Source organism: Kluyvera huaxiensis (genome assembly GCF_040149365.1).
GTDB lineage: Bacteria > Pseudomonadota > Gammaproteobacteria > Enterobacterales > Enterobacteriaceae > Kluyvera > Kluyvera intermedia_A.
In genome coordinates, this window is sequence record NZ_JBEFLV010000001.1 from 182,416 (window position 1) to 208,147 (window position 25,732).

Annotated in this window: 23 protein-coding genes and 2 pseudogenes; 9 read left to right on the forward strand and 16 right to left on the reverse strand. The window is 50.4% G+C overall.

From position 1 onward, the window contains the following. Window positions 1-2: 2 nt before the first annotated feature. On the reverse strand, window positions 3-911 hold the full coding sequence (gene feaR, locus ABOC97_RS00940) for a transcriptional regulator FeaR (protein ID WP_052283359.1): 909 nt from the start codon (window positions 909-911) through the stop codon (window positions 3-5). Between the two features lie 233 nt (window positions 912-1,144). Here feaR and ABOC97_RS00945 point away from each other — a divergent pair, with 233 nt between their 5' ends. After that, a complete protein-coding gene (locus ABOC97_RS00945; RefSeq protein ID WP_349592914.1) occupies window positions 1,145-2,644 on the forward strand; it encodes an aldehyde dehydrogenase family protein in 1,500 nt (499 codons plus the stop codon). 84 nt (window positions 2,645-2,728) lie between these two features. Here the strand turns inward: ABOC97_RS00945 and ABOC97_RS00950 are convergent, their stop codons facing one another. Beyond that, window positions 2,729-3,622: a LysR family transcriptional regulator gene (locus ABOC97_RS00950; protein ID WP_349592916.1), complete on the reverse strand. Its 894-nt coding sequence runs from the start codon at window positions 3,620-3,622 to the stop codon at window positions 2,729-2,731. A gap of 97 nt (window positions 3,623-3,719) precedes the next feature. On the opposite strand from ABOC97_RS00950, the gene ABOC97_RS00955 reads away from it, so the two are divergent. After that, window positions 3,720-4,775 carry an SDR family oxidoreductase gene (locus tag ABOC97_RS00955; protein WP_349592919.1) on the forward strand — a complete coding sequence of 352 codons (1,056 nt, stop codon included), beginning with the start codon at window positions 3,720-3,722 and terminating at the stop codon, window positions 4,773-4,775. A gap of 79 nt (window positions 4,776-4,854) precedes the next feature. Here the strand turns inward: ABOC97_RS00955 and ABOC97_RS00960 are convergent, their stop codons facing one another. The 3 genes from ABOC97_RS00960 to ABOC97_RS00970 all read right to left on the reverse strand — a co-directional run bounded on the left by ABOC97_RS00960 (window position 4,855) and on the right by ABOC97_RS00970 (window position 6,911). Beyond that, a complete protein-coding gene (locus ABOC97_RS00960) occupies window positions 4,855-5,415 on the reverse strand; it encodes an RNA polymerase sigma factor (protein ID WP_349592921.1) in 561 nt (186 codons plus the stop codon). After that, window positions 5,412-5,918, reverse strand: a complete 507-nt coding sequence (locus ABOC97_RS00965) for a hypothetical protein (protein ID WP_349592924.1) — start codon at window positions 5,916-5,918, stop codon at window positions 5,412-5,414. Before ABOC97_RS00965 ends, ABOC97_RS00960 begins: the two co-directional genes overlap by 4 nt. Before the next feature lie 102 nt (window positions 5,919-6,020). After that, entirely contained in the window at window positions 6,021-6,911 is an 891-nt protein-coding gene (locus ABOC97_RS00970; RefSeq protein ID WP_349592926.1) for a LysR family transcriptional regulator, read from the reverse strand. A gap of 114 nt (window positions 6,912-7,025) precedes the next feature. On the opposite strand from ABOC97_RS00970, the gene ABOC97_RS00975 reads away from it, so the two are divergent. Further along, the gene (locus ABOC97_RS00975; RefSeq protein ID WP_459253813.1) at window positions 7,026-7,766 is read left to right on the forward strand and encodes a sulfite exporter TauE/SafE family protein; all 741 of its coding nucleotides are present in this window, start codon (window positions 7,026-7,028) and stop codon (window positions 7,764-7,766) included. A gap of 68 nt (window positions 7,767-7,834) precedes the next feature. Here ABOC97_RS00975 and ABOC97_RS00980 read toward each other — a convergent pair. The 4 genes and pseudogenes from ABOC97_RS00980 to ABOC97_RS00995 form a co-directional block, all read right to left on the reverse strand. Beyond that, window positions 7,835-8,032: pseudogene (locus tag ABOC97_RS00980) on the reverse strand (thioredoxin domain-containing protein); the annotation flags it as partial. Between the two features lies 1 nt (window position 8,033). Then, window positions 8,034-9,974: a putative bifunctional diguanylate cyclase/phosphodiesterase gene (locus ABOC97_RS00985; protein WP_349592929.1), complete on the reverse strand. Its 1,941-nt coding sequence runs from the start codon at window positions 9,972-9,974 to the stop codon at window positions 8,034-8,036. 17 nt (window positions 9,975-9,991) lie between these two features. Further along, the gene (locus ABOC97_RS00990) at window positions 9,992-10,486 is read right to left on the reverse strand and encodes a putative pterin-binding protein (RefSeq protein WP_234504591.1); all 495 of its coding nucleotides are present in this window, start codon (window positions 10,484-10,486) and stop codon (window positions 9,992-9,994) included. Window positions 10,487-11,078: 592 nt separating this feature from the next. Then, window positions 11,079-11,963: an SDR family oxidoreductase gene (locus ABOC97_RS00995; RefSeq protein ID WP_349592933.1), complete on the reverse strand. Its 885-nt coding sequence runs from the start codon at window positions 11,961-11,963 to the stop codon at window positions 11,079-11,081. Between the two features lie 118 nt (window positions 11,964-12,081). Between ABOC97_RS00995 and ABOC97_RS01000 the strand changes: the two genes are divergently transcribed. Then, window positions 12,082-12,978 (forward strand): AraC family transcriptional regulator, encoded by an 897-nt coding sequence (locus ABOC97_RS01000; protein ID WP_349592936.1) that lies wholly within the window; start codon window positions 12,082-12,084, stop codon window positions 12,976-12,978. A gap of 78 nt (window positions 12,979-13,056) precedes the next feature. Here ABOC97_RS01000 and gap read toward each other — a convergent pair whose 3' ends face one another. The 3 genes from gap to ABOC97_RS01015 all read right to left on the reverse strand — a co-directional run bounded on the left by gap (window position 13,057) and on the right by ABOC97_RS01015 (window position 16,201). Then, window positions 13,057-14,067, reverse strand: a complete 1,011-nt coding sequence (gap, locus tag ABOC97_RS01005) for a type I glyceraldehyde-3-phosphate dehydrogenase (RefSeq protein WP_349592938.1) — start codon at window positions 14,065-14,067, stop codon at window positions 13,057-13,059. A 78-nt stretch (window positions 14,068-14,145) separates the two neighbouring features. Then, entirely contained in the window at window positions 14,146-15,126 is a 981-nt protein-coding gene (locus ABOC97_RS01010) for a GlxA family transcriptional regulator (RefSeq protein WP_349592941.1), read from the reverse strand. An 85-nt stretch (window positions 15,127-15,211) separates the two neighbouring features. Further along, window positions 15,212-16,201, reverse strand: a complete 990-nt coding sequence (locus ABOC97_RS01015) for a LysR family transcriptional regulator (protein ID WP_349592944.1) — start codon at window positions 16,199-16,201, stop codon at window positions 15,212-15,214. A gap of 19 nt (window positions 16,202-16,220) precedes the next feature. Here ABOC97_RS01015 and ABOC97_RS01020 point away from each other — a divergent pair, with 19 nt between their 5' ends. Both ABOC97_RS01020 and ABOC97_RS01025 read left to right on the forward strand, forming a co-directional pair. Next, window positions 16,221-16,970, forward strand: coding sequence for a pirin family protein (locus ABOC97_RS01020; protein WP_349592947.1), 750 nt, complete (start codon window positions 16,221-16,223; stop codon window positions 16,968-16,970). 530 nt (window positions 16,971-17,500) lie between these two features. After that, the gene (locus ABOC97_RS01025) at window positions 17,501-17,950 is read left to right on the forward strand and encodes a hypothetical protein (protein ID WP_234508777.1); all 450 of its coding nucleotides are present in this window, start codon (window positions 17,501-17,503) and stop codon (window positions 17,948-17,950) included. 124 nt (window positions 17,951-18,074) lie between these two features. Here ABOC97_RS01025 and ABOC97_RS01030 read toward each other — a convergent pair whose 3' ends face one another. Then, window positions 18,075-18,392, reverse strand: coding sequence for a YebG family protein (locus ABOC97_RS01030; protein ID WP_349592950.1), 318 nt, complete (start codon window positions 18,390-18,392; stop codon window positions 18,075-18,077). A 619-nt stretch (window positions 18,393-19,011) separates the two neighbouring features. After that, a complete protein-coding gene (locus ABOC97_RS01035) occupies window positions 19,012-21,120 on the reverse strand; it encodes a hypothetical protein (protein WP_349592953.1) in 2,109 nt (702 codons plus the stop codon). A gap of 678 nt (window positions 21,121-21,798) precedes the next feature. On the opposite strand from ABOC97_RS01035, the pseudogene ABOC97_RS01040 reads away from it, so the two are divergent. Both ABOC97_RS01040 and ABOC97_RS01045 read left to right on the forward strand, forming a co-directional pair. Beyond that, window positions 21,799-22,158: pseudogene (locus ABOC97_RS01040) on the forward strand (type II toxin-antitoxin system RelB/DinJ family antitoxin); the annotation flags it as partial. 301 nt (window positions 22,159-22,459) lie between these two features. Then, window positions 22,460-23,473 (forward strand): DUF4365 domain-containing protein, encoded by a 1,014-nt coding sequence (locus tag ABOC97_RS01045; RefSeq protein ID WP_349592955.1) that lies wholly within the window; start codon window positions 22,460-22,462, stop codon window positions 23,471-23,473. A 280-nt stretch (window positions 23,474-23,753) separates the two neighbouring features. On the opposite strand, the gene ABOC97_RS01050 is transcribed toward ABOC97_RS01045, so the two are convergent. Beyond that, entirely contained in the window at window positions 23,754-24,326 is a 573-nt protein-coding gene (locus ABOC97_RS01050; protein ID WP_349592958.1) for a TetR/AcrR family transcriptional regulator, read from the reverse strand. 96 nt (window positions 24,327-24,422) lie between these two features. Beyond that, complete coding sequence (locus ABOC97_RS01055; RefSeq protein ID WP_349592961.1) at window positions 24,423-25,286, reverse strand: arginase family protein; 864 nt, start codon at window positions 25,284-25,286, stop codon at window positions 24,423-24,425. A 51-nt stretch (window positions 25,287-25,337) separates the two neighbouring features. Here ABOC97_RS01055 and ABOC97_RS01060 point away from each other — a divergent pair, with 51 nt between their 5' ends. After that, complete coding sequence (locus tag ABOC97_RS01060; RefSeq protein ID WP_349592964.1) at window positions 25,338-25,715, forward strand: LysR substrate-binding domain-containing protein; 378 nt, start codon at window positions 25,338-25,340, stop codon at window positions 25,713-25,715. Window positions 25,716-25,732: the final 17 nt, after the last annotated feature.

Sequence of the window (25,732 nt, forward strand, 5' to 3'; positions counted from 1 at the left end):
CTTCAGCGACCGCGCTTGCGATACTCGCCCGGCGATATGCCGAACCGTTGCTTAAAGGCGGTAGAGAAGTGGCTGTGGTCGCTGAATCCCCAGCGATAACCGATTCCTGCCAATTTCTCATCATCGTGCGCGCTCTGTAGCGCCTGGGCACAGAGATCCAGACGACGATTTTTGATGTACTGCGCCACCACCAGACCTTTATCAGCAAACAGCCGGTACAAACTTCTCACCGACATCCCCGTTTCATCCGCCAGCCACTCCGGGCGCAGGTGCTCTTCCTGAATAGCATCATCAATCAGCGCCATAATCCGTGAAAACTGCTTCTCACGCCGTGACGGCTGAACCTCCTGGCGGTGCAACATTGGGCGCAGCAGACAGACAATTGCATCCAGCGCGGCTTCGCTTTCGCTGGCCGACAGCATCGGGCTGCTCATGCTTTCATGCAGCAGGCGCTGGCTAAGCTGAACCATCGGCAGGGATTTATCCAGCCGGGTGGCGACGCTTATTCCGCTGCCGCGCAGCTGATTTTCCAGCGTCTGGCGAGGTAATAATAATGACACCTGCCGTGAGGTTTGCTGCCAGACAATGGAACAGGGGCGGGCGGCATCAATCAGCGTCATATCGCCGGCTTGCAGACTCACCTGACGATCTTCTTGCTCAATGCTGGCTTCGCCGGAGAGTTGGAAAACGGTGTAGAACCAGGCGTCATTGCCGCCGCGAATTTCCTGACGCGTGCGATAGAGATTGACGTTGCGAGAGGTCACGGTGCTGAGCTTAAGGCTACCGGCGTAGCTGGTATCGATTTCGCCATGGAAATCCCCCTCCAGCGGACGCGCGGCAAAGTGCCCGCAGACCTGATTTATCTTCGCCAGCCAGTTGTGGTAAGTCTCGCCGCTGTCTACCGCTGCCATAAGCCATCTCTGCAATGAAAATGTGTGGTTATTGTTGCATTAATGTTGCCTTAAACAAGAGTGGTGAAGTGAATATATGAAAGAACTATTACCTGCCACACATTTCTGCCTGCGCAATCTGTTGAATTGCGGCGTCTGTCACAGCGGCAACAGCGAATGTCACAGACACAAAAGCGACATTCCAGAACCCGCCGTAGACTGAAATGACTACCCGCGAATAATAAGGAGACGATATGTCCGCACAACAGGTCACGCTGCTTGCCAGCGTGCAGCAGTTCTTAGACCGTCAGCATGGCCTCTACATTGATGGCGCGCAGCAGGCGGCCCAAAGTGAAAAACGTCTCACCGTCTGGAACCCGGCCACCGGACAGGCGATTGCCAGCACGGCGGACGCCAGTGCCGGTGATGTTGACAGGGCGGTCATGTCGGCCTGGCGCGCATTCGTTTCCCGCAGCTGGGCCGGGCGTACGCCTGCCGATCGTGAACGCGTGCTGCTGCGTTTTGCCGATCTGGTTGAGCAACACGGTGAAGAGCTGGCACAGCTGGAGACGCTGGAGCAGGGCAAATCCATCAATATCTCCCGTGCCTTTGAAGTGGGCTGCACCCTGAACTGGATGCGCTATACCGCCGGGCTGACCACTAAAATCAGCGGCCGCACGCTGGATGTGTCGATTCCGTTCCCTCAGGGCGCGCGCTATCAGGCGTGGACGAAAAAAGAGCCGGTTGGCGTGGTTGCCGGTATCGTACCGTGGAACTTCCCGCTGATGATCGGCATGTGGAAGGTGATGCCCGCGCTGGCCGCAGGTTGTTCTATCGTTATCAAACCTTCGGAAACCACGCCGCTGACCCTGCTGCGCGTGGCTGAACTGGCGACCGAAGCGGGGATCCCTGACGGGATCTTTAACGTTGTCACCGGTAGCGGCGCCGAGTGCGGCGCGGCGTTAACCTCTCATCCACACGTCGCTAAGGTCAGCTTTACCGGTTCTACCGCTACCGGTAAACAGATTGCCCGTGTAGCCGCCGACCGTCTGACTCGCGTCACGCTGGAACTGGGCGGTAAAAACCCGGCGATCGTGCTGAAAGACGCGGATCCGCAGTGGGTTATCGAAGGTCTGATGACCGGCAGCTTCCTCAACCAGGGGCAGGTGTGTGCTGCTAGTTCGCGTATCTATATCGAAGCGCCGATCTTTGACACCCTGGTCAGCGGCTTTGAACAGGCGGTGAAATCGATGTCCGTGGGGCCAGGGATGCTGGAAACCACCCAGATCAACCCGGTGGTGTCCAAAGCCCACTGTGCCAAAGTCGCGGCCTATCTTGACGAGGCCCGCCAGCAAAAAGCGGAACTGATTAGCGGTAACGTTGGCCCGGATGCGCAAGGGTTCTATATCCCGCCAACGCTGGTGATTAACCCGGATGCGAATCTGCGTCTGACCCGCGAAGAGGTGTTTGGACCGGTGGTCAATCTGGTGCGCGTGGCGGATGGCGAAGAAGCCTTGCGGCTGGCCAATGACAGTGATTTTGGCCTGACCGCCAGCGTCTGGACCCGCGACCTGACTCAGGCGCTGAACTACACCGACCGTCTTCAGGCGGGTACCGTGTGGGTCAATAGCCACACGCTGATTGATGCGAACCTGCCGTTTGGCGGCATGAAACAGTCAGGCACCGGGCGTGATTTTGGCCCAGACTGGCTGAATGACTGGTGCGAAACCAAGTCGGTGTGCGTGCGCTACTGATAGCGTATGGGGCACTGAATGAAGCAACCTGTCCCAACCGTGTTGGGGCGGGTTGTATCCATTGAGCCTCATGGTCTCATTGCGCTACGTTTTTTGCGTCGCTCCGACTGTCTCAGGCAACAGACCCTCAATGACGCTGACAATGCCCCGGACTCTCTGCGGGATAAAACGGGCGTCAGGATAGACGGCATAAAGAAAACGATCCGGTAACCGATAAGCGGGTAACACCGGAACCAGCCTGCCTGATTGCAATGCTTTACGGGCCAGCGGTCGCTGCATGCCTCCGATACCCAAACCGGTCTCAAGGGCTTGTAACAGCGCCTCGCTGGTATTAGCGCGAAAAACGGTATGCACCTTCACATCAATACTCTCAGCATCAGAAACTAAGCGCAGCGGCGATTCCGGAGCGATGCCGCTAAATCGGACGTGTGGATACGTGGCCAGATCGTTGACCGAATGGACGGTAAAGTTCGGGGCGGCAAAAAGCGCCGTTTCAATACATGCCAGCGTGCGTGCAGCATACGCTGGCGGCGGTTCACTGCCTAACCGCAGCGCCACATCCACGCCTTCACTCACCAGATCGACGATACGATCGTCCAGCGAAAGCGTGAGCTGTAATCCGGTGTGCATTTGCTGGAGCGCCAACAGGTGCGGCAGCAAAAGCTGCCCGAGCCCGCTGGGTAACTGTAGATGAACCTTGCCTTGCCATTGTGGTTCGACAGGGTTCAATCGCTGTTCGGCTTCCCGCATCGCGTCGAGCAACAGGATCATATCCCGTCGGTACTGTTCTCCGTGCTCAGTCAGCGCCATCACCCGGGTCGTGCGATGCAGCAAAACCACGCCTAACTCGTCCTCAAGGGCGGCGACCTGCTGGCTGACGGCGGATTGTTTCATCCCACTTTGGCGCGCGGCGGCAGAGAAAGAGCCGGCCTCGGCAACGCGTAAGAAAGTGGCGATCGCATTGAGCTTATTATTCATTTAATGATTCTGCTTATAAATACCATCAGTGTAGCGGGATATTTGCGGAGAAAATAATCTATCACACTGTCTCTGTCCCCCTTAATGGAGAAGAGTCATGAATCAGAGACAGCCACAAAATGTCGCGTTAGTTGCCGGTGCCAGCGGGATCGTTGGCCGGGAGATGGTCAAAACGCTGCTGCGAAATCACTGGCAGGTTATCGGCCTGAGCCGTCAGCAATCCACCCACCCAGATAACATTCCGCTCATTAACGTCGACCTACTGGATGCTGAAAACAGCGCGCAGCAACTGCAGCCTCTGAGCGACGTTACGCATCTATTTTATAGTGCCTGGGTGAATGCCGCGAACTGGGGGGAAATGGTGGCGCCCAACGTCACCATGCTGCGCAATTTGGTCAGCCAGATTGAAAAAACGGCGCCGCTGCAGACGGTCAGTTTAATGCAGGGGTATAAAGTGTATGGCGCACATCTCGGGCCTTTTAAAACGCCCGCCCGCGAGAGCGATCCCGGCGTTCCGGGCGCAGAATTTAACGCCGCTCAGCTTAGTTGGCTCAGCGAATTCCAGCGCGGTAAAACGTGGCACTGGAATGCGATAAGGCCCGGCGTGGTGGGAAGCGCGGTGCCTGGCAACACCATGAATCTTGCTTTGAGCATCGCGCTGTATGCGTCATTGTGTCGGGCGCAGGGGTTACCGCTGCGCTTTCCCGGAACCGAGCAAACCTGGCATAGCATTGTGGATTATACCGACGCGGGCCTGCTGGCCGAAGCGACCCTGTGGGCGTCAATGGCAAAGACCGCAGAAAACCAGGCATTCAACGTGAATAATGGCGATATCTGGCGCTGGAGCGAGCTGTGGCCGCGCATTGCCCGCTGGTTTGAGTTGGAGTGCGCGCCGCCGATTCGCTTGTCATTTCGTCAACTCTTCGAGGACAGCCAGGCAACGTGGCGCAAACTGGCGGGCAATGGGCTGGTTGAAGCGGATCTTTTACGTTTGAGCGATGGTCAGTTTGCCGACTTTGTGTTTGGCTGGGATTACGACATGTTTGGTGATGGCAGTAAATTACGGCGGGCGGGCTTTTCGCGCCTGCAGGCTACCGACGAGATGTTTTACGCGCTGTTTGCGCAGCTAAGGGCTGCACGTATTATCCCTTAAAATGTGCGGGAGCGTCGTGGCTTTGGTGAAGAGATCTCCGGCCGAATAATCCCGGCCGGAAATGCGCGCGGTTACGCGCTTAATCCTGCATCAGCTCATCATAAAGAACGTGCAGACGGGTTCGAAGATAAAGCACGGCCTTGTGCTTGCGCGACAACAGAGCCTGTACGCTGACTCCGGTTTCCTCGGCCAGCGCTTTCACGCTATAGCCTTCCAGCTCGGTTTTCTCGAACGCCTCGCGCTGAAGGGCCGGTAATTCCGCCAGCGCCTGATTCAGCTCTTCCCACATCAACTCGCTAAGATAGCGTTCTTCCGGCGTCTGCGGCACGCCGAATAAGGTTTCCGCGAGCTCATCCTCGGGATAATCGTCCTCTTCATCGTCACTGTATAAGACCGACAGCGGAAGCTCGCGCTTTTTCCGCGCTCTGTCGGTCATTTCATTGCGTGCCGCACGGAACAGCCAGGCCGCGACATTTTCAACCGGCTGTTCCACTTTCATCAACTGATAGGTGACTTCCTGTAGGATGTCATCGGCATCATCGCGCACAGCCGTACGGCCACGGATAAAAGCCGTCAGCTTACTCCGGCAGGCGGCTATCGCGGAGAGAATGGGAGAATCATTCGCTTTATCAGCGCTCATACCGATCGCTCGGTTCCTGCCGGTTTATCGCCATTTTGCTCGTCAGGCTGAGGCTGTGGGCGGGTGTTTCCAGGCGCTACGTCACCCGGTTCAGGGCGTGAACATTGGCCGCCACGATGATGGCCAAAACCGTGCCCACGCTGTTCATGGCTATTGTGGTGACAGCCGCCGCCACGGCGATGCTGCATAAACTGTTCGCGCTGTTCTGGCGTCATTTGCATCCAGCGTTCGTGCATACGGCGGCGAGAGCGGCCAAACATGCCTGGGCGCATCCCCAGACCGCCAAACAAAATGCGGCACAGCACTAATAGCCCCAGTGATTGCCAGAAACCGATGCTATTTACACCGATAAGCTCCGGCAGCAGGGCATTCCATAGGGACATGACCAGCAGCCCCAGTAGCGCAAACAGCGCGACGCCAATCAGTATCGGCTTCGCCATGTGATGGCCGCCAAATCCGCGTCCGCGTCCCCAACCGTGTCGATGCATATCAAAATCTCTCATTATTTTTACTCCTCAATAGAACATGCAAAATGCCTTCTGATGAGGTAGACGAATGAGGCGCAAAAATATTGCCAGGAAAATGATTTTTTTTGGTGCCTGAATTCAGCTTACCGTCTCTTGCAGAAACGTAAGTAATTTCTTCATGGCCGGGCTCAGTAACGATCGATCCCGATAGCACAGACAAATTTTTCGTTTAGCCCAGGCATCGGTTAATGGCCGTTTGCTGAAGGCAAATTTATGCTGGAAACGATCTGCGACGGACTCAGGCAGAATACCTACGCCAATGCCATTGCTGACCATTTCGCAGAAACCTTCAAAACTACTCATTCTGATGCGAAAACTCAGTGAGTAACCGAGATTGGCTGCATGCTGGCTGATGTTTTCCTGCAATGCATTGCCCGGGTAAAGACCGATAAACGACTCTGTTACGACGTCGGACAGTGAGAGCGCGTCGGCATGGGAAAGAGGATGCTGAGGAGGGATTATCAGCACTAGTTGGTCATCGGCAACGGGCTCCAGCGTAAGGCTCTGGGCGTTTACAGCATCGGAAACCAATCCTGCTTCGCCAATACTGGAGGCGATAATATTCACGATATCGACGCTGGTTCGCTCTTCGAGTTCGATTGCGATATCGGGGTATTCAGATAGCCATGCGCTCAGTTTACGCGGCAGAAATTCGGCGATAGCGGCGGTGTTTGCATATAGCTTGAGTTTCCCCCGGGAGCCGTTGGCAAACGCGCTCAGTTCGGCTTTCAGGAGCTCCCGCTGAGACAAAATCTGCCGGGCATGGTGAACGAAAAGTTCACCGGCTTCAGTCAGACTGACGCCTCGGGGGTGACGTACCAGCAGGCTCACACCCGCATTGAACTCAATATTTTTCAGCCGTTCGCTGGCGGATGCCAGCGCCAGGTTCGCCCGCCTGGCGCCGCCAGTGATGCTGCCCGCATCCGCGATACACACGAAAAGCCTCATATCGGCAATATCTAATCTCATCACGCTCATCCTGCTTGCCTTCGGAATAACCGAAGCATGGCGCGTAGATACCAGATTGTCCACCGCTGTCTGGCCGGGTTGAATAGAGGAAACATTAACAACAAGGAAAAAATGATGGGCGAAGGGCTGTATTGCTACTTGCTGGGCGTGTTTATTCTCGCCGGTTTTGTAAAAGGCGTGACCGGGATGGGCCTGCCGACGGTCTCAATGGGGCTGTTAGGGATTTTTATGCCGCTGCCGGTTGCCGCCGCGCTGTTGGTGATACCGTCGTTTGTCACCAACGTGCTTCAGCTTTTTTCCGGGCCGTCGGTGGGGCGGATTATCCGCCGCTTGTGGCTGATGATGGTGCTGATTGTTCTGGGAACGGTGGCGGGGGCCTCGCTGCTCATTCGTATTTCTCCGGTCTGGTCATCATTGGGTCTGGGGATGGCGTTGATGATTTACGCGGTCTACGCCTTGGTTTCTCCCGCGCTGACGGTTTCCACGGCGAGTGAAAAATGGCTTTCGCCGCTGATCGGCGGCCTGACCGGACTTGTCACCGGGGCCACCGGCGTATTTGTGATGCCCGCCGTGCCGTTCCTGCAATCGCTGGCATGGAGCAAAGAAGAACTGGTTCAGGCGCTGGGTCTGTCGTTTACGGTGTCAACGGTGGCCCTCGCGATAGGGTTGTATCAGCACAATGCCTTGCCGATGCAGTCGTTGACGCTGTCGCTGCTATCGATTGTCCCGGCGCTGATCGGGATGTGGTGTGGGCAGAAGGTCAGGGCGCGAATTAGCGCCAAACAGTTCCGGCGCTGCTTCCTGCTATTTCTGCTGGTGTTGGGTGGCGAATTAGCGTTACGCCCATTTATTTAGCGGCAGAAGATGGCAACCATGGGGCCGGGAAAACCGGCTCAACGGAATGAATTGCCGCCTGCAAATACTCAGACTTTTAGCGCCGAAAGAATCGCCGATTCCCTTTTTTCCGGGGGGTAAACGGTGCAAAAACGTTTGAGGGGTTTGCCATCGCGGCCAATCAGCAATTGGGTAAAGTTCTACTTGATTCGCCCGCCCGGTACGCCAGACAGTGGGTCTTTCAGGTAACGAAATACCGGGTGCGCGGCGCGCCCGTTGACCTCGACATCAGGAATGCCGTGGTCCATTTTTGATATTTTCATCGATAAAAGGCTGCGGTTTACTAAAGAGATACCCTTGCGCGAAATCGCAGCCCAGCGCCTGAAGACTTTCGAGCTGCTCTCGGGTTTCAACACCTTCTGCGACCACCTTCATACTCAGGGATTTCGCCATACTGGTGATGAGTTTGATGATATTCAGGGCGTCTTCATGGGTGGATATCGAAGTCACAAAAGATTTATCGATTTTAATTTTATCGAAGGCAAGCCGACTCAGCCGCGAAAGGGAAGAGTAGCCGGTACCAAAATCATCAATGGCGATTGTCACCCCCTGCGCCCGGAGCTTATTAAGGGTACTCATCGGCGCATTGCTTTCAGAAAAGGCTGACGTCTCCGTGACTTCAAGTTCAAGCCGGTCAGCTGCAAGCCCTGACTCTTTTAAAATCGCCAGTACGATCGCGGAAAACGCTTTGCTGCTTAGCTGGACAGGCGAGGCATTGACTGAAATTTTCGCCGGAATCACCCACGTCGCGGCTTCCCGACAGGCTATTTCGAGTACCCATTTGCCCATTTCGTTAATCATGCCCGTTTTTTCCGCCACTGGAATAAAACTGTCCGGCGACAGAAGACCTTTTCGCGGATGATTCCAACGGATAAGCGCTTCGTAGCTGTATATTTCACCGCTGAACGAATCGACGATGGGTTGGTAATAAACCGCAAACTCGTTATTAGCTAAAGCCAAAGACATATCGTGTTCAAAAGTCCTGCTTTCTTGCAGCTTATCTAACATGTGCTGGCGGAAAACTTTAATTTTACCCGAACCTTCATTTTTGGCTTCATACAGCGCGAGATCGGCGAATTTATACAGATAGTCAGAGCGGTGTTCAGTCGCTGAGTTAACGATACCAACACAGGTCGTGATATTGATAATCGTGTTATAGATAGCGTAGGGCTGGTTGATTGAATCACATATTTTTTGCGCTTTCGAAACGGCGGTGCTCTCGGTCATGCCGCTGGAGAGAAAGGCAAATTCATCGCCGCCTAAGCGATACAGTGTGCCTGAATTCAGATCCATCGACATCAAGCGCTGGGAAATTTGGCGTAAGAGTATGTCACCGACATCATGCCCATACGTGTCATTGACCTCTTTGAAACGGTCTAAATCAAACAGCATCACCGTAACCGCGTGATTGTTTTCTTCGGCCAGCGCGATGGTGTTATTCAAATTCTCCCAGAAGAAATGACGGTTGTTCATCTCTGTCAGCGAATCGTGGTAGGCGTCATATTCCAGTCGAACGTTCTGGATTTGCAGTTTCTCTTTCGATTTTTGCAGTTCTTCAGCAAGGTTCTTAACCTGCAGGTGCGCCTGGAGGATATTTCTGTTCTGATAGAAGATGAGAATCCCAAGTATCGCACTCAGTATTATCAGCAGAACCGATGTCGCTGAGTAAATAAAGTACAGCGTTCGGATCTTAAGGTTGGCGTTAGTAATCGAACTAATATCTTTATCCAATGCGCCTGAAGAAAGGCGGCCCAGCGGTGGATCGAGCTCGTGCATAACTTTGAGGTATTTCTGAAGCTCAGGGCGGCTCATTTTTTCCAGGTGAAGATCCAGATAATTCAGCGTCTCCTCAAGCTGTATAGCCAGGTCATGATGCGCTTTATTGATTTCAATATAATGACCTAAATCGCCTTCTTTCATCAAATTACTCTGGCTGAGCATGATGTCGAGGCGCAGGCGGACATCATCGAGCGATATGGTGTCATCGATGGTGTAAAGGCCAAGCCATGATTCAAAGCGGTAATATTCAGATACCAGCTGTGCAGCAGACCAGGAGTCGGTGTAGTGAGTCAGTTTCTGTAACTCTTGCTGTCTTTCGTGCACAAGAAAAGAGATATATCCAGTAGATATAAAAAGGGAAAAAATGATGCCAGCCAGTATCCTGTTCATAATACGCTTCTGAACTCCTACTCAATATCCATTTTACTGATTTGCCATGCCGATCTTGAGTAGTAGATCTGAGTATTCAACTCAGGGAGGCTGTCATAGGGATAGACTACGAACAGCGGGCCTTTATCACGGATACGCATATATTCTCCGTTGACTTTTAAAGCAAGGATGACATTGTATTTTTTGAAATCGCTTAGCGGAATGACGGTGGTGTAATCGTTGAGCGCGGTGATCTTAACGACAGTCCCTTTTGCGCCGACATAATCCATCAGCTTTTGCAGTGAGATACCCGTAAAAGTCGTGCGGCCATTATACCAGGGAGAGGTGGTCTGAAAACTCACCGTACCCAGTTTCTCAAGGCTGGCGATATCCAGAACGGCTTTCCCACTTTCGTTGGTATTTTCTATATTCCCGGACATGGTTAGAATGACTTTTCCGGTAGGTTTGGCTAGTTCACCTGCCCAGACGTGCGCCGAGACCACAAAGCTTAACAACATAACAATTAATCTCATTCTAACCTCTGCTCTCTGTCGGATGATAAAGAATTATAATTTAGTTATCATGCTATTAATATATGCTACCTGGCTAATATTAATGCAATAATTTGATTTATTTTTTAAACCATCAAAATCAATAAGTTAGGATTGTTCTTTTTATTATTCATGATTAAGAAATCCGTTGTTATTATTTGTTATAGGCTATTTTTTTTGACGCTTGTACAAAAAAGAAGCCAGCGCTTTAGTTAGTATAAGTAAATACGCACAAATATAGAGGTTTATTTTTATGTAACCACATAGCATCTTTTCTTTGCGCCAGACTGTGTGGCTGAAAGAACTGAATCTGGTGGCTAAAACAGAATTAGATAAAAACCTATCCGGGGAGTCGAGCGGGTGTCACCAAAAGCCGGTGTACGTAATCCTTTTTGGCCTATTGTGTCCACAATGAGCGAGGCGAACTGTGATGATTTCTTATTGCACCGGGCTTTGAGAACCGTTGCAGTGCAGGCGTGGGACCGATGTTCAGGCGACACGTCACTGGTCGCAATCGTCGGTTTAACCAACGCACTGGGACGTGTCGCGGAGTGAGAATAAAAACGGATTACCGCTAGCAGCGCATCTTCAACAGATCCTCAATCAGTCCAGGGCCAGTTGGCTGCCACGCCAGACGTTCTCGGGTGAGCGCCCCCGAGGCCGACATGTCATGCTCAATAAGCATGCTCATCCAACCAAAGTGCTGCGCTGCGTCCGTGGCGGCAATGCGCTTTACCGGCACATCCAGAATATATCCGATAACTTCAGCAAGGGTGCGCATCGGGATTCCTTCTTCAGCTACGGCGTGATAACGACGGTTGGGAATAGTGTTCTCCAGGGCGCGCAAATAGACGGCCGCCACATCGCTGACATGCACGGCCGACCAACGGTTCTGACCTTCCTCAACGTATCCGGAGACGCCTTTCTGCCGGGCAAGCTCGATAAGCGGGGTGATTAATCCTTGTTTATTGGTGTCATGAACCTGCGGCAGGCGTACCACTGAGACGTGAACACCACGCTGTGCAACGGCAAGCCCTGCTAATTCTGTCGCCCGGCGCGGGTTGGGATTATCGGCATTAAAGTTGTCTTCTGTGGCGAGCGAATGCTGCCCCATCGATCCCATAGCGACACCCGAAGTAATGATCAGCGGCTTTTGCGTCCCTTCCAGCGCGGTACCCATGGCATCAATGACGCGGTAGTCATGTTCGCAGTTGGCGACAAATGTCGAAAAATCATGATTAAAGGCGGTATGGATCACGCCATCAGCCTGGATTGCACCACGCTGTAGGCTATCCAGATCTTCAATATTACCAAAGTGCACTTCGGCCCCGGAGGCGATGAGTTGCTCAGCCCCTGCGGTGCTTCTGGTTAAACCCAGCACCTGATGGCCTGCGGCTATGAGTTCGCGGGTCACGTGTGAACCAATAAATCCGGTCGCGCCGGTAAGAAAAATACGCATCGCTAAATACCTTAGGTGAGTGAAGGCAGGTCGCCCGTTGATAATGACTATAGGGGCCTGTCTTAATACGATCTATGATTGAAAGTCGCTATTAATCGTCCCATCGTCTCGAGGTTGTATGGATCCGCTCTCTGAACTTCTATCGTTACTCAAACCGCAGAGCTATGCTTCGGGCGGCCTCGCGCTGCAACAAAATATGGCGATTGCCTGGCCTTACCATGAAGGAATCAAGTGTTATAGCGTGGTGTCCGGCCGATGTTGGTTATCGGTCGAGGGCGTTGCTGAAAAGCGGCTGCTGGAGACCGGAGACTGCTATTTGCTGCCGCCGGGGCCGTCTTTTACCCTCGCAACCAGTTTGTCGGTTGACCCCGTTGATTTTGCGCTTGTGGTAGCGCAACAGCGTTTGGGTAACACCGCAGATGGCGGGGGGCCTGAAGGCTGCCTGGTGGTGGGCGGCCATTTTGTACTGAGTGGGCATCACGCCAGTATGCTGCTGGGAGCCCTGCCACCGATTGTGCATATTAAGAAAGACGCCGATAAAGCAGCAATGCGGCGGTCGCTCGAACAAATGACCGAAGAGGTGCTAAACCCGCGCCCAGGCAGCGCGTTGATTGTTCAACAGATGGCGTATGCGATGTTGATTCAGGCACTGCGTTTACACCTTGGCGCTGCCAGTGGTGACAATGTGGGTTGGCTGTTTGCGTTAGCGGATAAGCAACTGAACTTGGCCATCAGCAGCATGCACGGCAATCCTGCCCATCAATGGACGTTGCAAATGCTGGCCGAAAAGGTCGGTATGTCCCGGTCAACATTCGCCAGACGCTTCAAAGAAAAAGTGGGCAGTGCGCCAATGGAATATCTGACCCGTTGGCGAATGCTGCTGGCCTGCGATCGGCTAAAGAATACCGATGATTCCGTTATGCAGATTGCTAATGCGCTGGGCTATGAGTCTGAAAGTGCGTTTGGTAAAGCCTTTAAACGGGTGATGGGCTATTCACCCAGACAGCACCGTTAGGTGATAAACAGCCAAAAGAGCACGATAAAAAAATCCACGCCGGAGCGTGGATTTTAGCCTGACATCGAGGGCTGAGGATTAGCCCTCACGGTTTGCCATCAACAGCGCGAGGTCAACGAGGCGATTGGAGAATCCCCATTCGTTGTCGTACCACGCTAGGATTTTCACCATATTGCCACCAATCACCAGCGTTGACAGACCATCGATAATGGAAGAACGCGGGTCGCCCTGGTAATCACTAGAAACCAGCGGTTCGTCGCTATAGCCGAGGATCCCTTTGAGCGGCCCGGTCGCGGCGGCTTCACGAAACGCGGTATTCACTTCTTCTATGGTCACATCCCGTTCGAGCGTGACGGTCAGGTCAACGATGGATACCACCGGTACCGGCACACGCAGCGAGTAGCCGGTCAAGCGGCCATCCAATTCGGGGATGACTTTACCCAGCGCCTTCGCTGCGCCGCTGGAGTAGGGCACAATCGACAGTGCGGCGGCGCGAGCACCGCGCAGGTCTTTTTCCGGCTGGTCGTGCAGCGCCTGGCTATTGGTGTAGGCGTGGGTGGTGTTCATCAGCCCATGCTTAATACCAAAATGCTGATGCAGAACCTGCGCAGCTGGCGCTAAACCGTTGGTGGTACAGCTACCGTTGCTGACTACGTAGTGTTTTTCCGGGTCGTAGAGACCATCGTTAACGCCCATCACGATAGTCAAATCATCGTTTTTACCGGGGGCGGAGATAATCACTCGTTTGGCGCCACCGCTGTGGATATGCACCGCTGCCTTGTCACGGTCAGTGAAGAAGCCGGTGGCTTCGATGACAATATCGACTTCTGCCTGGCGCCACGGAATGTTGGCCGGGTCGCGTTCGCTGAAAACGGTAATTGCTTTACCGTCAATCACCAGTTTTCCTTCATCGGCGGTGACGTCAGCGTCAAGTTTGCCGAGCAGCGAGTCGTATTTCAGTAGATGCGCCAGCGTTTTGCTGTCTGTCAGATCGTTAATCGCCACAATCTGAATGTCCGGGTTGCCCAGCGTTGCGCGCAGAACGTTACGTCCGATACGGCCAAAACCGTTAATACCGACCTTTACCATGATTAACTCCTTATGCGTTGTCTATGGCATTACTGTAGGCCGGTCACCATTTGGCGTAAATGACAAAAAAGGATCACATTACGCCATTTTGCGACAGTGAAAGCGCTGCCGGTATTCACCCGGCGTTAGGTGTAGCTGCTTTTCAAATAGCCGCCGCAGGTTAATGCTGCTGCCAAAGCCCGTTTGCTCGGCGATGCGATCCAGCGTCTCGTTCGTTTGCTCCAGACGCTGGCGGGCCGCGGCCAGCCGGGCTTCAGCGACGTAGCGCGCCGGTGAAGCGCCTGTTTCTCGGGTAAATACGCGGGTGAAATTGCGCGGACTCATGGCGACTTTTTCCGCCAGTTTTTCGACGCTGAGGTCGGCGGTAAGGTTCTCCAGCATCCAGGCTAGCAGATCGTTAATCGGGCCCAGGGTGCTGGTTTGTTGCAGTTTATAGCGGCTAAACTGTAGCTGGCCTCCGGGGCGACGCAGGTACATTACGAAGTCCTGCGCGATGTCGCGCGCCAGGCTAAAACCGTAGTCTTCTTCAACCAGCGCGAGAGTCAGGTCAAAACCGGAGCTGACGCCGCCTGAGGTCCAAATGTTCTCATCCTGAATATACAGCGGGCCGCCTTCCACCTGCACCAGTGGATATTCCGCCTTCATGGTTTCCAGTAGGTTCCAGTGGGTGGTTGCTCGCCTGCCGTCCAGCAATCCGGATTGCGCCAGCAGCATCGCACCGCCGCAAATCGACGCAATGCGACGGGCGTGAGGAGCCGCTAGCCGCAGCCAATCAACCACCGCAACACCTTCCTGCGGGTTTTGGCCTCGCCCAGTGATAATGATGGTATCGAGCGGTTCACGGGGGTCTATTTCATGTAAGCGGTGATCGGCCAGCAGATTTAAACCCGACTGGCCGTGGATCACCTGGTGAGGCTGGGTTGTGGCGAGCTGAACCTGATAACAGCAGGTTGTGGCGCTTTCAGGATGCAGTTGGTTGGCCTGCATTAGGATGTCGGCAATACCGGTGGACTCAAAAAGCATGCCGCCATCGGGGACGATAATCAGTATTTTTTTCATGTCCTGAAAAGTAGTCTTTTTACAGAATAAGTCAACAGGGCGACGACGCAGTAAGCCCCACAACGCTTTTGTTACCGCTAATCGGTCACATCCTATTCGTGGTTGATATTGTGCCAACGTCTGCCAGCGCTTCGCGCAGGTACTGCATCAAAACCGTCACTCGCACCGGGGTAAACTGGCGCGATGGACGCACGATCGACAAAGGCAATGGCGGGGGCGCGTAGCGCTCAAGCACCGGAACTAATGCGCCAGCGTGCAACGCCTCTTCGACGATATACCACGGTAACATCGCAATCCCCATACCCTGAATAGCGGCTTCACGTAGCACATCGCCATTGTTGGCGGCCAACGGCACCCGAACATCCAGCTCCTGCCCGCCGCTGGCAAACTCCCATTCATCGCGGGTGGAAAGGAGTGAGTAGTGTAAGCAGCTATGGTGCTTTAATTCGGCGGGAGATTCCGGTTTACCATGTGCTTTCACGTAATCCGGTGATGCGCAATACAGCCTTGGCATCATGGCGATAGGTAAACTGACCAGGGACGAATCCTGTAAGTTGCCGATGCGCAAGGAGAGATCTATGCCTTCATTTAGCAGATCGCTAACGCGGTCTTCCAGCTGTAAGGTCACGGTAATCTGCGGATATTTTTTCAAAAATGCGGGAAGCAGTGGGGCCAGTTTTTGGGTGCCAAAACTCAACGGCGCACCCAGCCGAATGATGCCGCTGTAGGTTTCCTGCGCACAGTTTAGCCGTTCTACGGCCTGCTCAAGCGCGCTTAAAACCGCTAATACATCCTGATAAAACTGTTGGCCGCTGGGGGTTAAATCGAGCTGGCGAGTGGTGCGATTTATCAGCTTTACGCCTAACGCCGCTTCCAGTGCGGAGACCCGACGACTGATAGCCGCGCTGCTGGCATCAAGCTGGACGGCGGCATTATAGAAGCTACCGCTTTCTACGACGGCGACGAAGTTGCGAAGTGAGATGAGGTCGTATTCTTTCATTTTGCGTAACGGTGTCTTACCTGAACCCTGATTTATCTGCATCAATCCCGTGCCTATCATACGTGCATCAGACATACATCGAGGATCAACTGCTATGGCTAGTCACTATCGTAAAAAAGGCGCGGAGCTACTGCATTATCTGCCAGCCAGTGAATATCATCCAGCGAACACCTATTTTCATTTTTCGTTCGCCAACTATTATGACCCTGACAACATGCATTATGGTGTGCTGCGGGTGGTCAACGATGATGATGTGAAACCGCACAGCGGCTTTGACCGGCATCCGCATAAAGACATGGAAATCGTCAGTTATCTGGTGAAAGGCAATCTGACCCACTGGGACAGCGCGACGCAGGTGGAAGATGTGTTGAGCCGCGGGCATGTGCAAACGGTCACTGCCGGTAACGGCGTATGGCACTCGGAGCTGAATAACCATGATGATTGGTGTCGTTTCCTGCAAATCTGGATCCTGCCGCCAAAACAAGGTTTGGAAGTGCGTTATGAAAATCATAAGTTCACCGACGAAGACCGTGAGAATAAATTACTGCATATCGTCGGTAGTCTGCAAAATGATGACGATGCGCCGCTGCATTTAAATCAGGATGTGAACATGTTTGTCAGCGAACTGACAAATAGCGATGCTGAAGTAACCTACGAGCTGAAAGCGGGGCGCCAGGCCTACATCAATAGCATTGAAGATAGCGTTAACGTTGAAGGTATTGTGACGCTGGATGAACGCGATTCACTCGAAGTCGTCGGGCCAATGACGCTGACCTTTAAAGCGAAAGAACAGCACTCGCACTTTATCATTATTGAAATGGGCGAGTGGGCTGACGCGCAATAAGCGATTCGACGCCATAAGATTAACGCGCCGCCGGTGAAAGTGGCGCGTTTTTGTATATACGGGCTGCGTCATCGGGGGTGATTTTTAATCAGCAATGGTTCGGTTTATCCCCCACACAAAGCCATATTCGCGCAATATATTGCTCACATCCGCCGCTTAATCTCCCGCTACCCTAAATCAATGTTGGTAGGTTGAACACCTCAGTCATACTCACCTAAGCTACCCTTTGGTATTTTGGATAGAGGGATTTTGTCATGCCATTATTGAGGCATCTTAGGTGGGGTGGGGTTGTCGTATTGGCCGCCACGTTGTTGGGGGGATGTATTCCCTATCCGAGGGAACGCCCCGGGTATATCGACCTTTGCGAAAGCGAGCATAAATTTATTGTTGATACCCCTCACGGCAAGCAAGAAATAGTGCTGGAAACCTATCTCTACGATCACGCTATTCCTGGCCGATATATGCCTGAGAAGCGAAGCAGTTTCACTATTCCTTACGTTCAGGGGCCTGGAGCGAGGCCGGAATTTTATGTGCAACTGATTGCCTATAACAAAGGGCGCCAGCGTCCTTCGCGTCCGGGAAGTAAGGGGCAGCCTGCAGTGCCGATTATTATCGACACACGTCAAGCCTACATCGATCTGGGCGATGGGCACCGACAGAACGCGCGTCCAGAAGTTTACCTTGGCACTACCTCATTCCCATATGATTTCCCGGAAGAGAATGCGAAATATGCAAGGCCATCGCCTTACGATATCAACAGCGATGAGGTACACCGTAATGTCCCGCGTATTACCAATAACGATGACTACGGTTCAGCCTATGTGGTCTTTAAAATTTATGACGGCTACGCCAATGCTAAATGGACAGTTCACTTAGGCGAACTTGAGGTCGATGGAGTGAAGGTCGCGGTGCCTGCGCTGAAGTTATGCTATCAACCGACGCTGAAGTGGGTTGGTATTGAACCGCTTATGCGCCCGTAAATACGGGACGTGTGGGAAGAACTCAGGGGGAAAATTATTCTCCCCTTGCGGATCCCAGTATGCAAAAAAGCCGTGAGCAGCTTTCTGCTTACGGCTTCTGGATGGAGATGCAGCGTGTGGATCATCAGGCAGCGTTAATGGCCCTGATTTTTTTGCTGGCAGACGCATCTGAGTCTGGAATATCAGATTCAGATGGGGGAATGGATTCCGGGAGTTTGCTGGTCCGCAGAACATGCTGCACGGCCACTTTCTGTTCGGCAAGAAATAGGCCCAGATCCTCGGCTTGAGTTTCATCCATCGGCTTCCCGCTTTGCAACAGCAAGTCGGTAAACGCTTCTGCCATGTCGAGCAGTCTGTCATAAGCGTCAGCCTCTTTCTTACTGGCAAATGTCATTTTCTCTTCACCTTTTCTAACGACAACAAATTTTGTTTCAACAGCCATTGCTTGCCCCTTACACTGTAATTATGTCCAGTATATCAGATTCTGAGGCTGCATTGCAGGGATAATGTACATACATTTATCACGCAGGATAGGCTGCTAACTGCCATGACCACATCAGAGGCCTGTTGTAAGAGAGAAGGGGTAAGAATGATGTCGATGGAGAAGATATCTACAGACGTTATTGTCGGCCCTGATGATTCTACAATGCGCAAATTACGCGTGAATGTTAGCAATATTTGTACCTCCGCATATACCCAAGGATTAGCGGCGAGAACGTCAAAGGAGATTAAGTTAACTCACGAGCAGGTGAGGCCCGCTATTCGCGGGTAGATCGCTGCGAGAATGCCGAAAGATATTCCAGAAGAGTTAACTGACAGAATGACCAATACGCTGACGGATGCCTTTATGGGGGTATATGCACACAGTCCAGACGCCGACTAGTTATCAAATATCGACTGTATCTTCCACGCAGGTTCGAGAGCAGGGTGGTTACCCTACTATTTGAGCTGAAGGTCCGCTTTGAGCGATAAGCGGACTTTCTCAATCATTATCTAATAATTCAGGCCAAGTGATTATGCTGTAGCAGTCAACTAAAATCTGGTTTGTGCCAATATAAAAATTACTGTCGAGAAATACCCATCCTATCAATCTCAGTCACAAATTGAACTTTTGAACGGTAGGTACGGGCATTACTAAGTGCCACATTTAGAACATTGTAAGCATGGGCTGTAAATGTCGCGATCAGTTCGCTTTCTCTGTGTCCCAGTTCTGTCCGCTGCGGTTGCTCCAGCAACCAGTAGATTTGCTGGATGGTCTTCTTAACTTCTTCACCATTAGCCCCTATAACGGACAAAATGATGCTCATTCGATTTGCAATACTATGTGCACGTGGCTCCATGTCATGTTTGAGCAACATTAACTCGAGAGCAGATAAACAACTCCGCAGACGATCCTTCGGTGATAACAATGTCAATCCTTTACTATGAATTAAGATGCTTGTCCGTACCGCTAAGGCGAATTCGCTCAAGCCCTCTAACAGCACAAGTGATCCAGCGACTTCTAACAGATCAGAATTTAGTGTAGAAATTTGTTGCACCGATAGACGCCAATATCCAATCTCTGTTGGTAAAATTTTCTCATTGTGACTAAAGCCACCTTCATACATTACTATAAGTTTCGATGCTGGGATGTACTCTGCACCAGAGAGTGCTACTGGACTGAAAATGTATGCTTCAGGGGCCGCTGGAGAGAAGAAAGTTAGCAGTCCCACTGCATCCTGAGCAATCTGAAAAGATCGCTCTACCGCAAATTTCGGTTCAGCTTCAATGGACATAATTGCAACAGCATATCCTTGAAAATTCTGCCTCAACATTTCAACGTATTGACCAAATTCTTGCTCTTTTCCTAGTGGCGGTGACGGTAATTTTCTGCACAAATTATCCATTACAGAAGCCGTGATCGATTCAATGCGAATAGGACCGAAGTCAAATCCCTTTTCAACTTCCATATTGGCAATTGGGGCCCAAACTTCAACAGCAGTGACCTTTTCTCGAGCAGTCTCGCATAATTCCATTGAGAATGAAGACTGGGCAGTTGGAAATTGTTGTCTCGCCCAATCGAAGAAAGTAGTTTCAACAAACCCACGACTTAAGCTAGTACGAGCCCATTCAGCTTTCATTACAGCATCGATTAAGTTATCGAGGCATTTGTAATTTTCCTCAATAAATCCATATGGTTTTCCATCATTCTGAAAGAACGTGAACGCTGCGCTTCCGTTCATCTCCTTCCCCCAAAATGTAATAGGTCCAATCAGATCTCGATCAGTAATTGAAATCACAGGCCTTTCAGATGGAAAATTCTGAGCAGTTTGTTCAAAATGAAGTTCTTGAATCATCCCCATCAGTTCAAGGGAAATCTGATCAAGTTCGGTGCTATGGACCGATGTGAAAATAAAGGGTTTGATGTCAGGGAGGTCAGATGGCACTGTTGGTGAAATCAGTTCGTTTGTTGGATTAATATCGTTGAGTTGAGCTTGAAGCTGATTCAGTTTTTGTAGATCAGAATGATGGTGCATTTCAAGGGTAACATTCAACCACTCATGGAATTGGTTGACGAGCGTCAGGTATTCTAACGCAAATTCATGAACGTCGAGATGTTCTCCGGCCAGTTCGAGATAGTTGCGAGCCGCTGGTTTCCAGTCTTTCCAATCCAAAAGTGAAGCGGTGTCATAATGCACACCAGTTTCAAACGTACCCGAACCATCCGTAGCTCCAGGATTAGCTTCAAAATTCATATACATACTGGAATCTGGCAGCCCTTTATGAAGCATGTAGTTGCGGAGACCTTGAATGAACTGAGCTACAGGTGATTTAGCGAAAGTTGCTATTACTTGCTTTTCGTAGGCCTCCAACAGTTTGGTATCTGCGTAATGCTTCCTCATGAATACCCGCGTATGTTCCACAAGGGTCAACGAAGATGAAACGAAGTTGTGAACATGCCGATTGAGTTCGCGATGGGCTTGGAGTCCAGCTTCGCGATTCTTTTCCATCATCAACAGTATGCCTTGATCAGGATCCTTAACCCTGTGAGCTGCCTCAATAAGTTCCAACGCATTCATCTGGAAAACATTCAGTGAGAAACTGCGTTGATGGGCACGATTAAGGTAGCCAGAGCCTTCTGATTCTCTAATTTGCCGGAAAAGCTCGGCTGTAGTTACAGCTTTATTCATCACGATACCTGTACATTGGTCAGCTGATCTCAAGGAAGTAAGAGTATGCGGCTATTTGCAAAATCGAGAAACAGTAATTCCACACATTTCCTAATCAGGGGATAAGTCGCCACAATCGTAAAGTCTAATTCATCAAAGTTTGCAGTGGGCTGAATTTATTACAGATTTCATTGAAAGGATTACGAAACTCAACTAGTTAATCTAATGGCAATAGTCTAATTTCACAATGTCCGCTCTTGGCACGGAGCGGGCAGAAAGTCAGGTCATAAGGTCCGCTGTGAGCGAAGAGCGGACATACGATTTTTAGAAACCGCGAGGGTTGGAAAGTCAAGATTACTAATTCCGATCTGCCTGGCAGCATAACTGGACATTATTTCCGAATTTGCTATTTCATCCAAGTGAAAAAGCACGATCTGCACCAATGGGCGGCAGGGTATCAGGACGGAATGGGAGAGCAGAGACAGTATGTGGTGCGCCAGTCAGCGGTATGAGCACGATATGTTGATTATTCACAGAAGTGGGGGATAAGGGTGTGGGTTATGGACAGAATAACCAGACTGTCCAGTGAGGCAAAAGGAAGGTGTTAAAATACGGTGTAATGCAAAGTTGCATTAATTCCTTGCCTGTAATGCAAGTGTGCATTATTGTTGATGGTGATCACCACAAGGAGCTGGACAGATGGCAACGATTAACGCACGCATTGACGATGACATAAAAGCTCAGGCCGATGAGGTATTAAAAATACTGAATATCAGTCAGACCCTGGCTATCTCGGCATTTTACCAGTATATCGCGGAACAAAAGAAACTGCCGTTTCGGATCACCACTGTAGTGAAAACGCTGGATGATTTAGCGCGTGAAAGCTCGGATTTGCTGGCAGAAGCTCATGCGGTTATTTCCAATCTACAGGTGTGGACGGAAAGACCCAACGGCATTACAACGTCAAAGCTGATGGAGTATTACCGCCGCCTCGATGTGCTGTATCGTGCGGCTAAGGAGAAGATTAACATGCTCGAAAATAAACGAGATTCAGAGCTGGCTCTGAATGCCTTTAATAAGGCAATGACCATCCTTGTTGATACAGAAAACTTCGGTTACGGCTATGAGCGGGTGACATTTTCCAGAGTGGAGCAGAATCATTTTTTATCCTCCGTACTAGAGTTTGGTAATAAAGTCCTGTTGATTGTTAACTCTGAAGGGAATTGAGAGCGGAAATGAGGTTCATTAACGTAAAAACTCAGTGTGGGGCTTCGTTCTTACTGCCTTGTCATGATAGGGTTACTTGCATTTGTATGAAAAGATAATCAACCAAATTAATCTCTTATTTATTATGGTGAGTATGGACTTTCCAAAACGAATTAAAACACACATATCAGAAAGCAAGTCTTTCGATATAGTTTCAAAAGTTTTACCAAAGGAATGGATTATCCGAGAAATGACAGAGAGGGATTATGGTATTGATTTATATGTAGAGATTGTTAATGAAGATGGGCTTATAACGGGTGATTTAGTTGCTTTGCAAGTTAAAAGTACTGATGACATTAAGTTTTCTAAAGATGATAATTTTAGGTTGAGTGGAATTAAAAGATCCAGCTTAAACTATTGGGTTGGGCTTCCTGTTCCTGTCTTTGTACTTCTTGTTAATATATCGAGTGAGATGGTTTATTGGTGCAATATAAATAATGATAGACGGTGTGGTTACTTTAGTGGTTCATCAGAAACTTTTTCTTTGCGCTTTAAGAAAGAAAATAATATTTCAAGAGTTGGCATTCCCTTATTTATCATTTCTTATATTAGAGAAAAGAAATGGCCTGAAATTGAAAGTGCTATTGAAAAGTGTCTAATGTCGTATCCTGGGCTTGGGCCTTTGTTGTTGATGTGCAGAAGACGAGACCAAAGTGAAATATGTCCCACTGCTATTCAATACCATCTCATACAGAACTATGAGTATTACACTATTCTTTCAAGATATTTGCTTTTTAAACAACCTAAATATCTTCATGAATGGTATGAGAGGAATAGGGAAATTCAAGAGGAGAAAGGATACCCAGCTTCTTTTAATTTTTGCTATGCAACGGCTACAGAAATGTTAAAAAGTTTTGCTCGTGAATATAGACACTGCATTATACATGCTTACGAGTTGGTTACTGAATATCAAAAAGATTATTTTATCAGTAAATTGCCATATCTAGTTGCACACCTTCAAATTCGTCCCCATACATTCGTAATGGAAGACTGGTTTGCCAGATACTATTTTGATGAGTATGAAAATGAAACCCGGTATCCAGAAAGACTTTTTTTTGAGGATTTCAACCAATTCGATTGGATACTAAGTGAAATAGATAAATCATGAATATAAAAAGATACAACTCTTACCCTTTAAGTCACATATGTCTGGTTAAATATCTTACATTCAGAATATGAGAAGGGAGGTACTTGCTGATGTGCAGAGTACATATACGGGTAAAACGTCTGGTTCTGTGACATGCTCCCCGTTGCTTCATACAGATTGTTATTAGCTACTTCCGCCTTTGGCACAGAGCGGACGAGCTAACTGAGTTGATGGTCCGCAGTGAGAGAGAAGCAGACCTTTGCGATTTATGGGTTATGTTTTTTACCAAACTTGCTTAGCATTATTTCAATAATTTGGTTATTAGCTCAGGGAATGATGGCAGGTCGCGACTGAAGGAGAAGGACGCGTTAATAGCCTTGCGCGCGATTAAGCCGTCAATAAAAGCAAATAGAATGATTGTGATTTCCTCAAGGTTCATATCCTGCCGAAACTCTCCGGCCGCAATACCTTCCTTGATAATCCCCGCGATACTTTGCCGCATGATGGTATCACTGGAGGTATACGTTTTTTGCAATTCAGGATTTCGCGCAGACTCAGCCATGATTTCAACCCACAGTTGATGTGTGACCGGGTATCCAACATCGCTTATGCACGAAGCCATCTGCTCGCAAAGGCGGTCGAAATAAGTGCCGTTAGAGGGAGCATTATGGGCTGTTAACGCTGAGTTCTGTTCTTCACGAACGATTGCCTTGATGAGGTCATCCTTACTCTTAAAATACGTGTACATCGCTCCCTGACTTATTCCTGCCCGGGTAGAAATCTCACGTACGCTTGTCGCACTAAAGCCTTTTTCTGCAAAGCAGGCGGCGGCAGCGGTAATCAGCTTATGGTAGGTTTCTGTTTTCTTTAACATATCGACTATTATTTTTCATAAGTTGCCCAGACTTTAACGCTCTTTTATCCCAGGAGCCAGCGTTGAACTCTGTCGTCTGGCTCCTGGAATCAGATGTTACTTCATAAGCGGTAATGCACTGAGCATATTCTTGAGGTTCAGCATATCCCACGGCAAATGTTCAGCGATCGTAAGGCCGACAGGTTCGGCTTTTGAGGTGGCCTGCGCAATGAGATTGAGTACATCTTCAATCGTCAGTTTGCCTTCTGCGACGTCGCCAAAGTCGTGCTCGCCTCTGCCAGGCCTGGCGAAAAGCACAGAGCGGAACAGGGATGGATCGAGAACGTCCAGATCAATGTGTATCGCCAGATATTCAATATTTTCCCTTTCGATCCACGCCATCACTTCTTTCCCGCCGTTTTTGACGTGTTCAGGCGCAATCGCAGCAATGTTATGACGAGCAAGGTAGTCAGCTTCATAAGCTAGTGGAGCGTGGATACCGGCAATCATGATTTTTGAGGGATTGAGCCTGGTGGCTACGTGAGCAACTAAATCTTCATCACCCGTTCCAATGAGGGCCCCAAGCACATGGGCATGAGCGTTTGGATATTGTTTCGCCGTCTGCACATCAGGATGAGAGTCAACCCACAGCACGCCCAGTTTATCGCCGTATTTATTGAGCAGGTGCGAAAAAGGAGCCAGTGATACCAGGCAATCACCACCAAAAACGACAATTGAATCGGGACTATGTTTCTCAATCAGAGCGGCTGCATCGTTGAGCTGTCTGATAATTTGAGGTTTAGCGGTAATGCCATCCACTTCAGCCAGCGGCTGCGTGGTGGGTTCATCGACCGGAACCGACTCAACAGGGCCATCCGATTCAGGGGAAAGATACGAGAGAAGAAGCGAGCCAAGATAATAAGGGGGATTATTGCCGCCTTGCCATTGCGGAAATAAAAGTCTGAGCGTTTTACGGGTCATAGTTTGCCTGTGCTTGTTTTGATAATGGACTGAATTTCACTCAATTAATGAATGAACGTTCATTCAATTTTACGCAATGATCATTCCTTCGCAAGCAGGGCCGCACGTTTCGTTAATGAAAGGGAACAGCGCATTTACTCGCTTTTGCATGACGGAAGCGTCGATCTCGCTGTTACCGCATCAATGCCTGATGATAGTCTCTACGGCTATGCTCATCTGTTGACTGAACGCATGCTTCTTGTTCATGCTCCCGCCATGTCAGAGGCTATCGGCTCAGCCCCTGGCGCTCAGACACTCGCTTCATTGCCGCTGATTGCTTACGACGAGGAACTGCCGTTGATTAGAGCCCTCTGGACCGTCATGTTCCAGAAAGCGCCTGAGATGCAGGCTGCGTTCACCATTGCGGATTTACGTATTATCCGTGAATAAAAAAGAGCCCGCAAAAT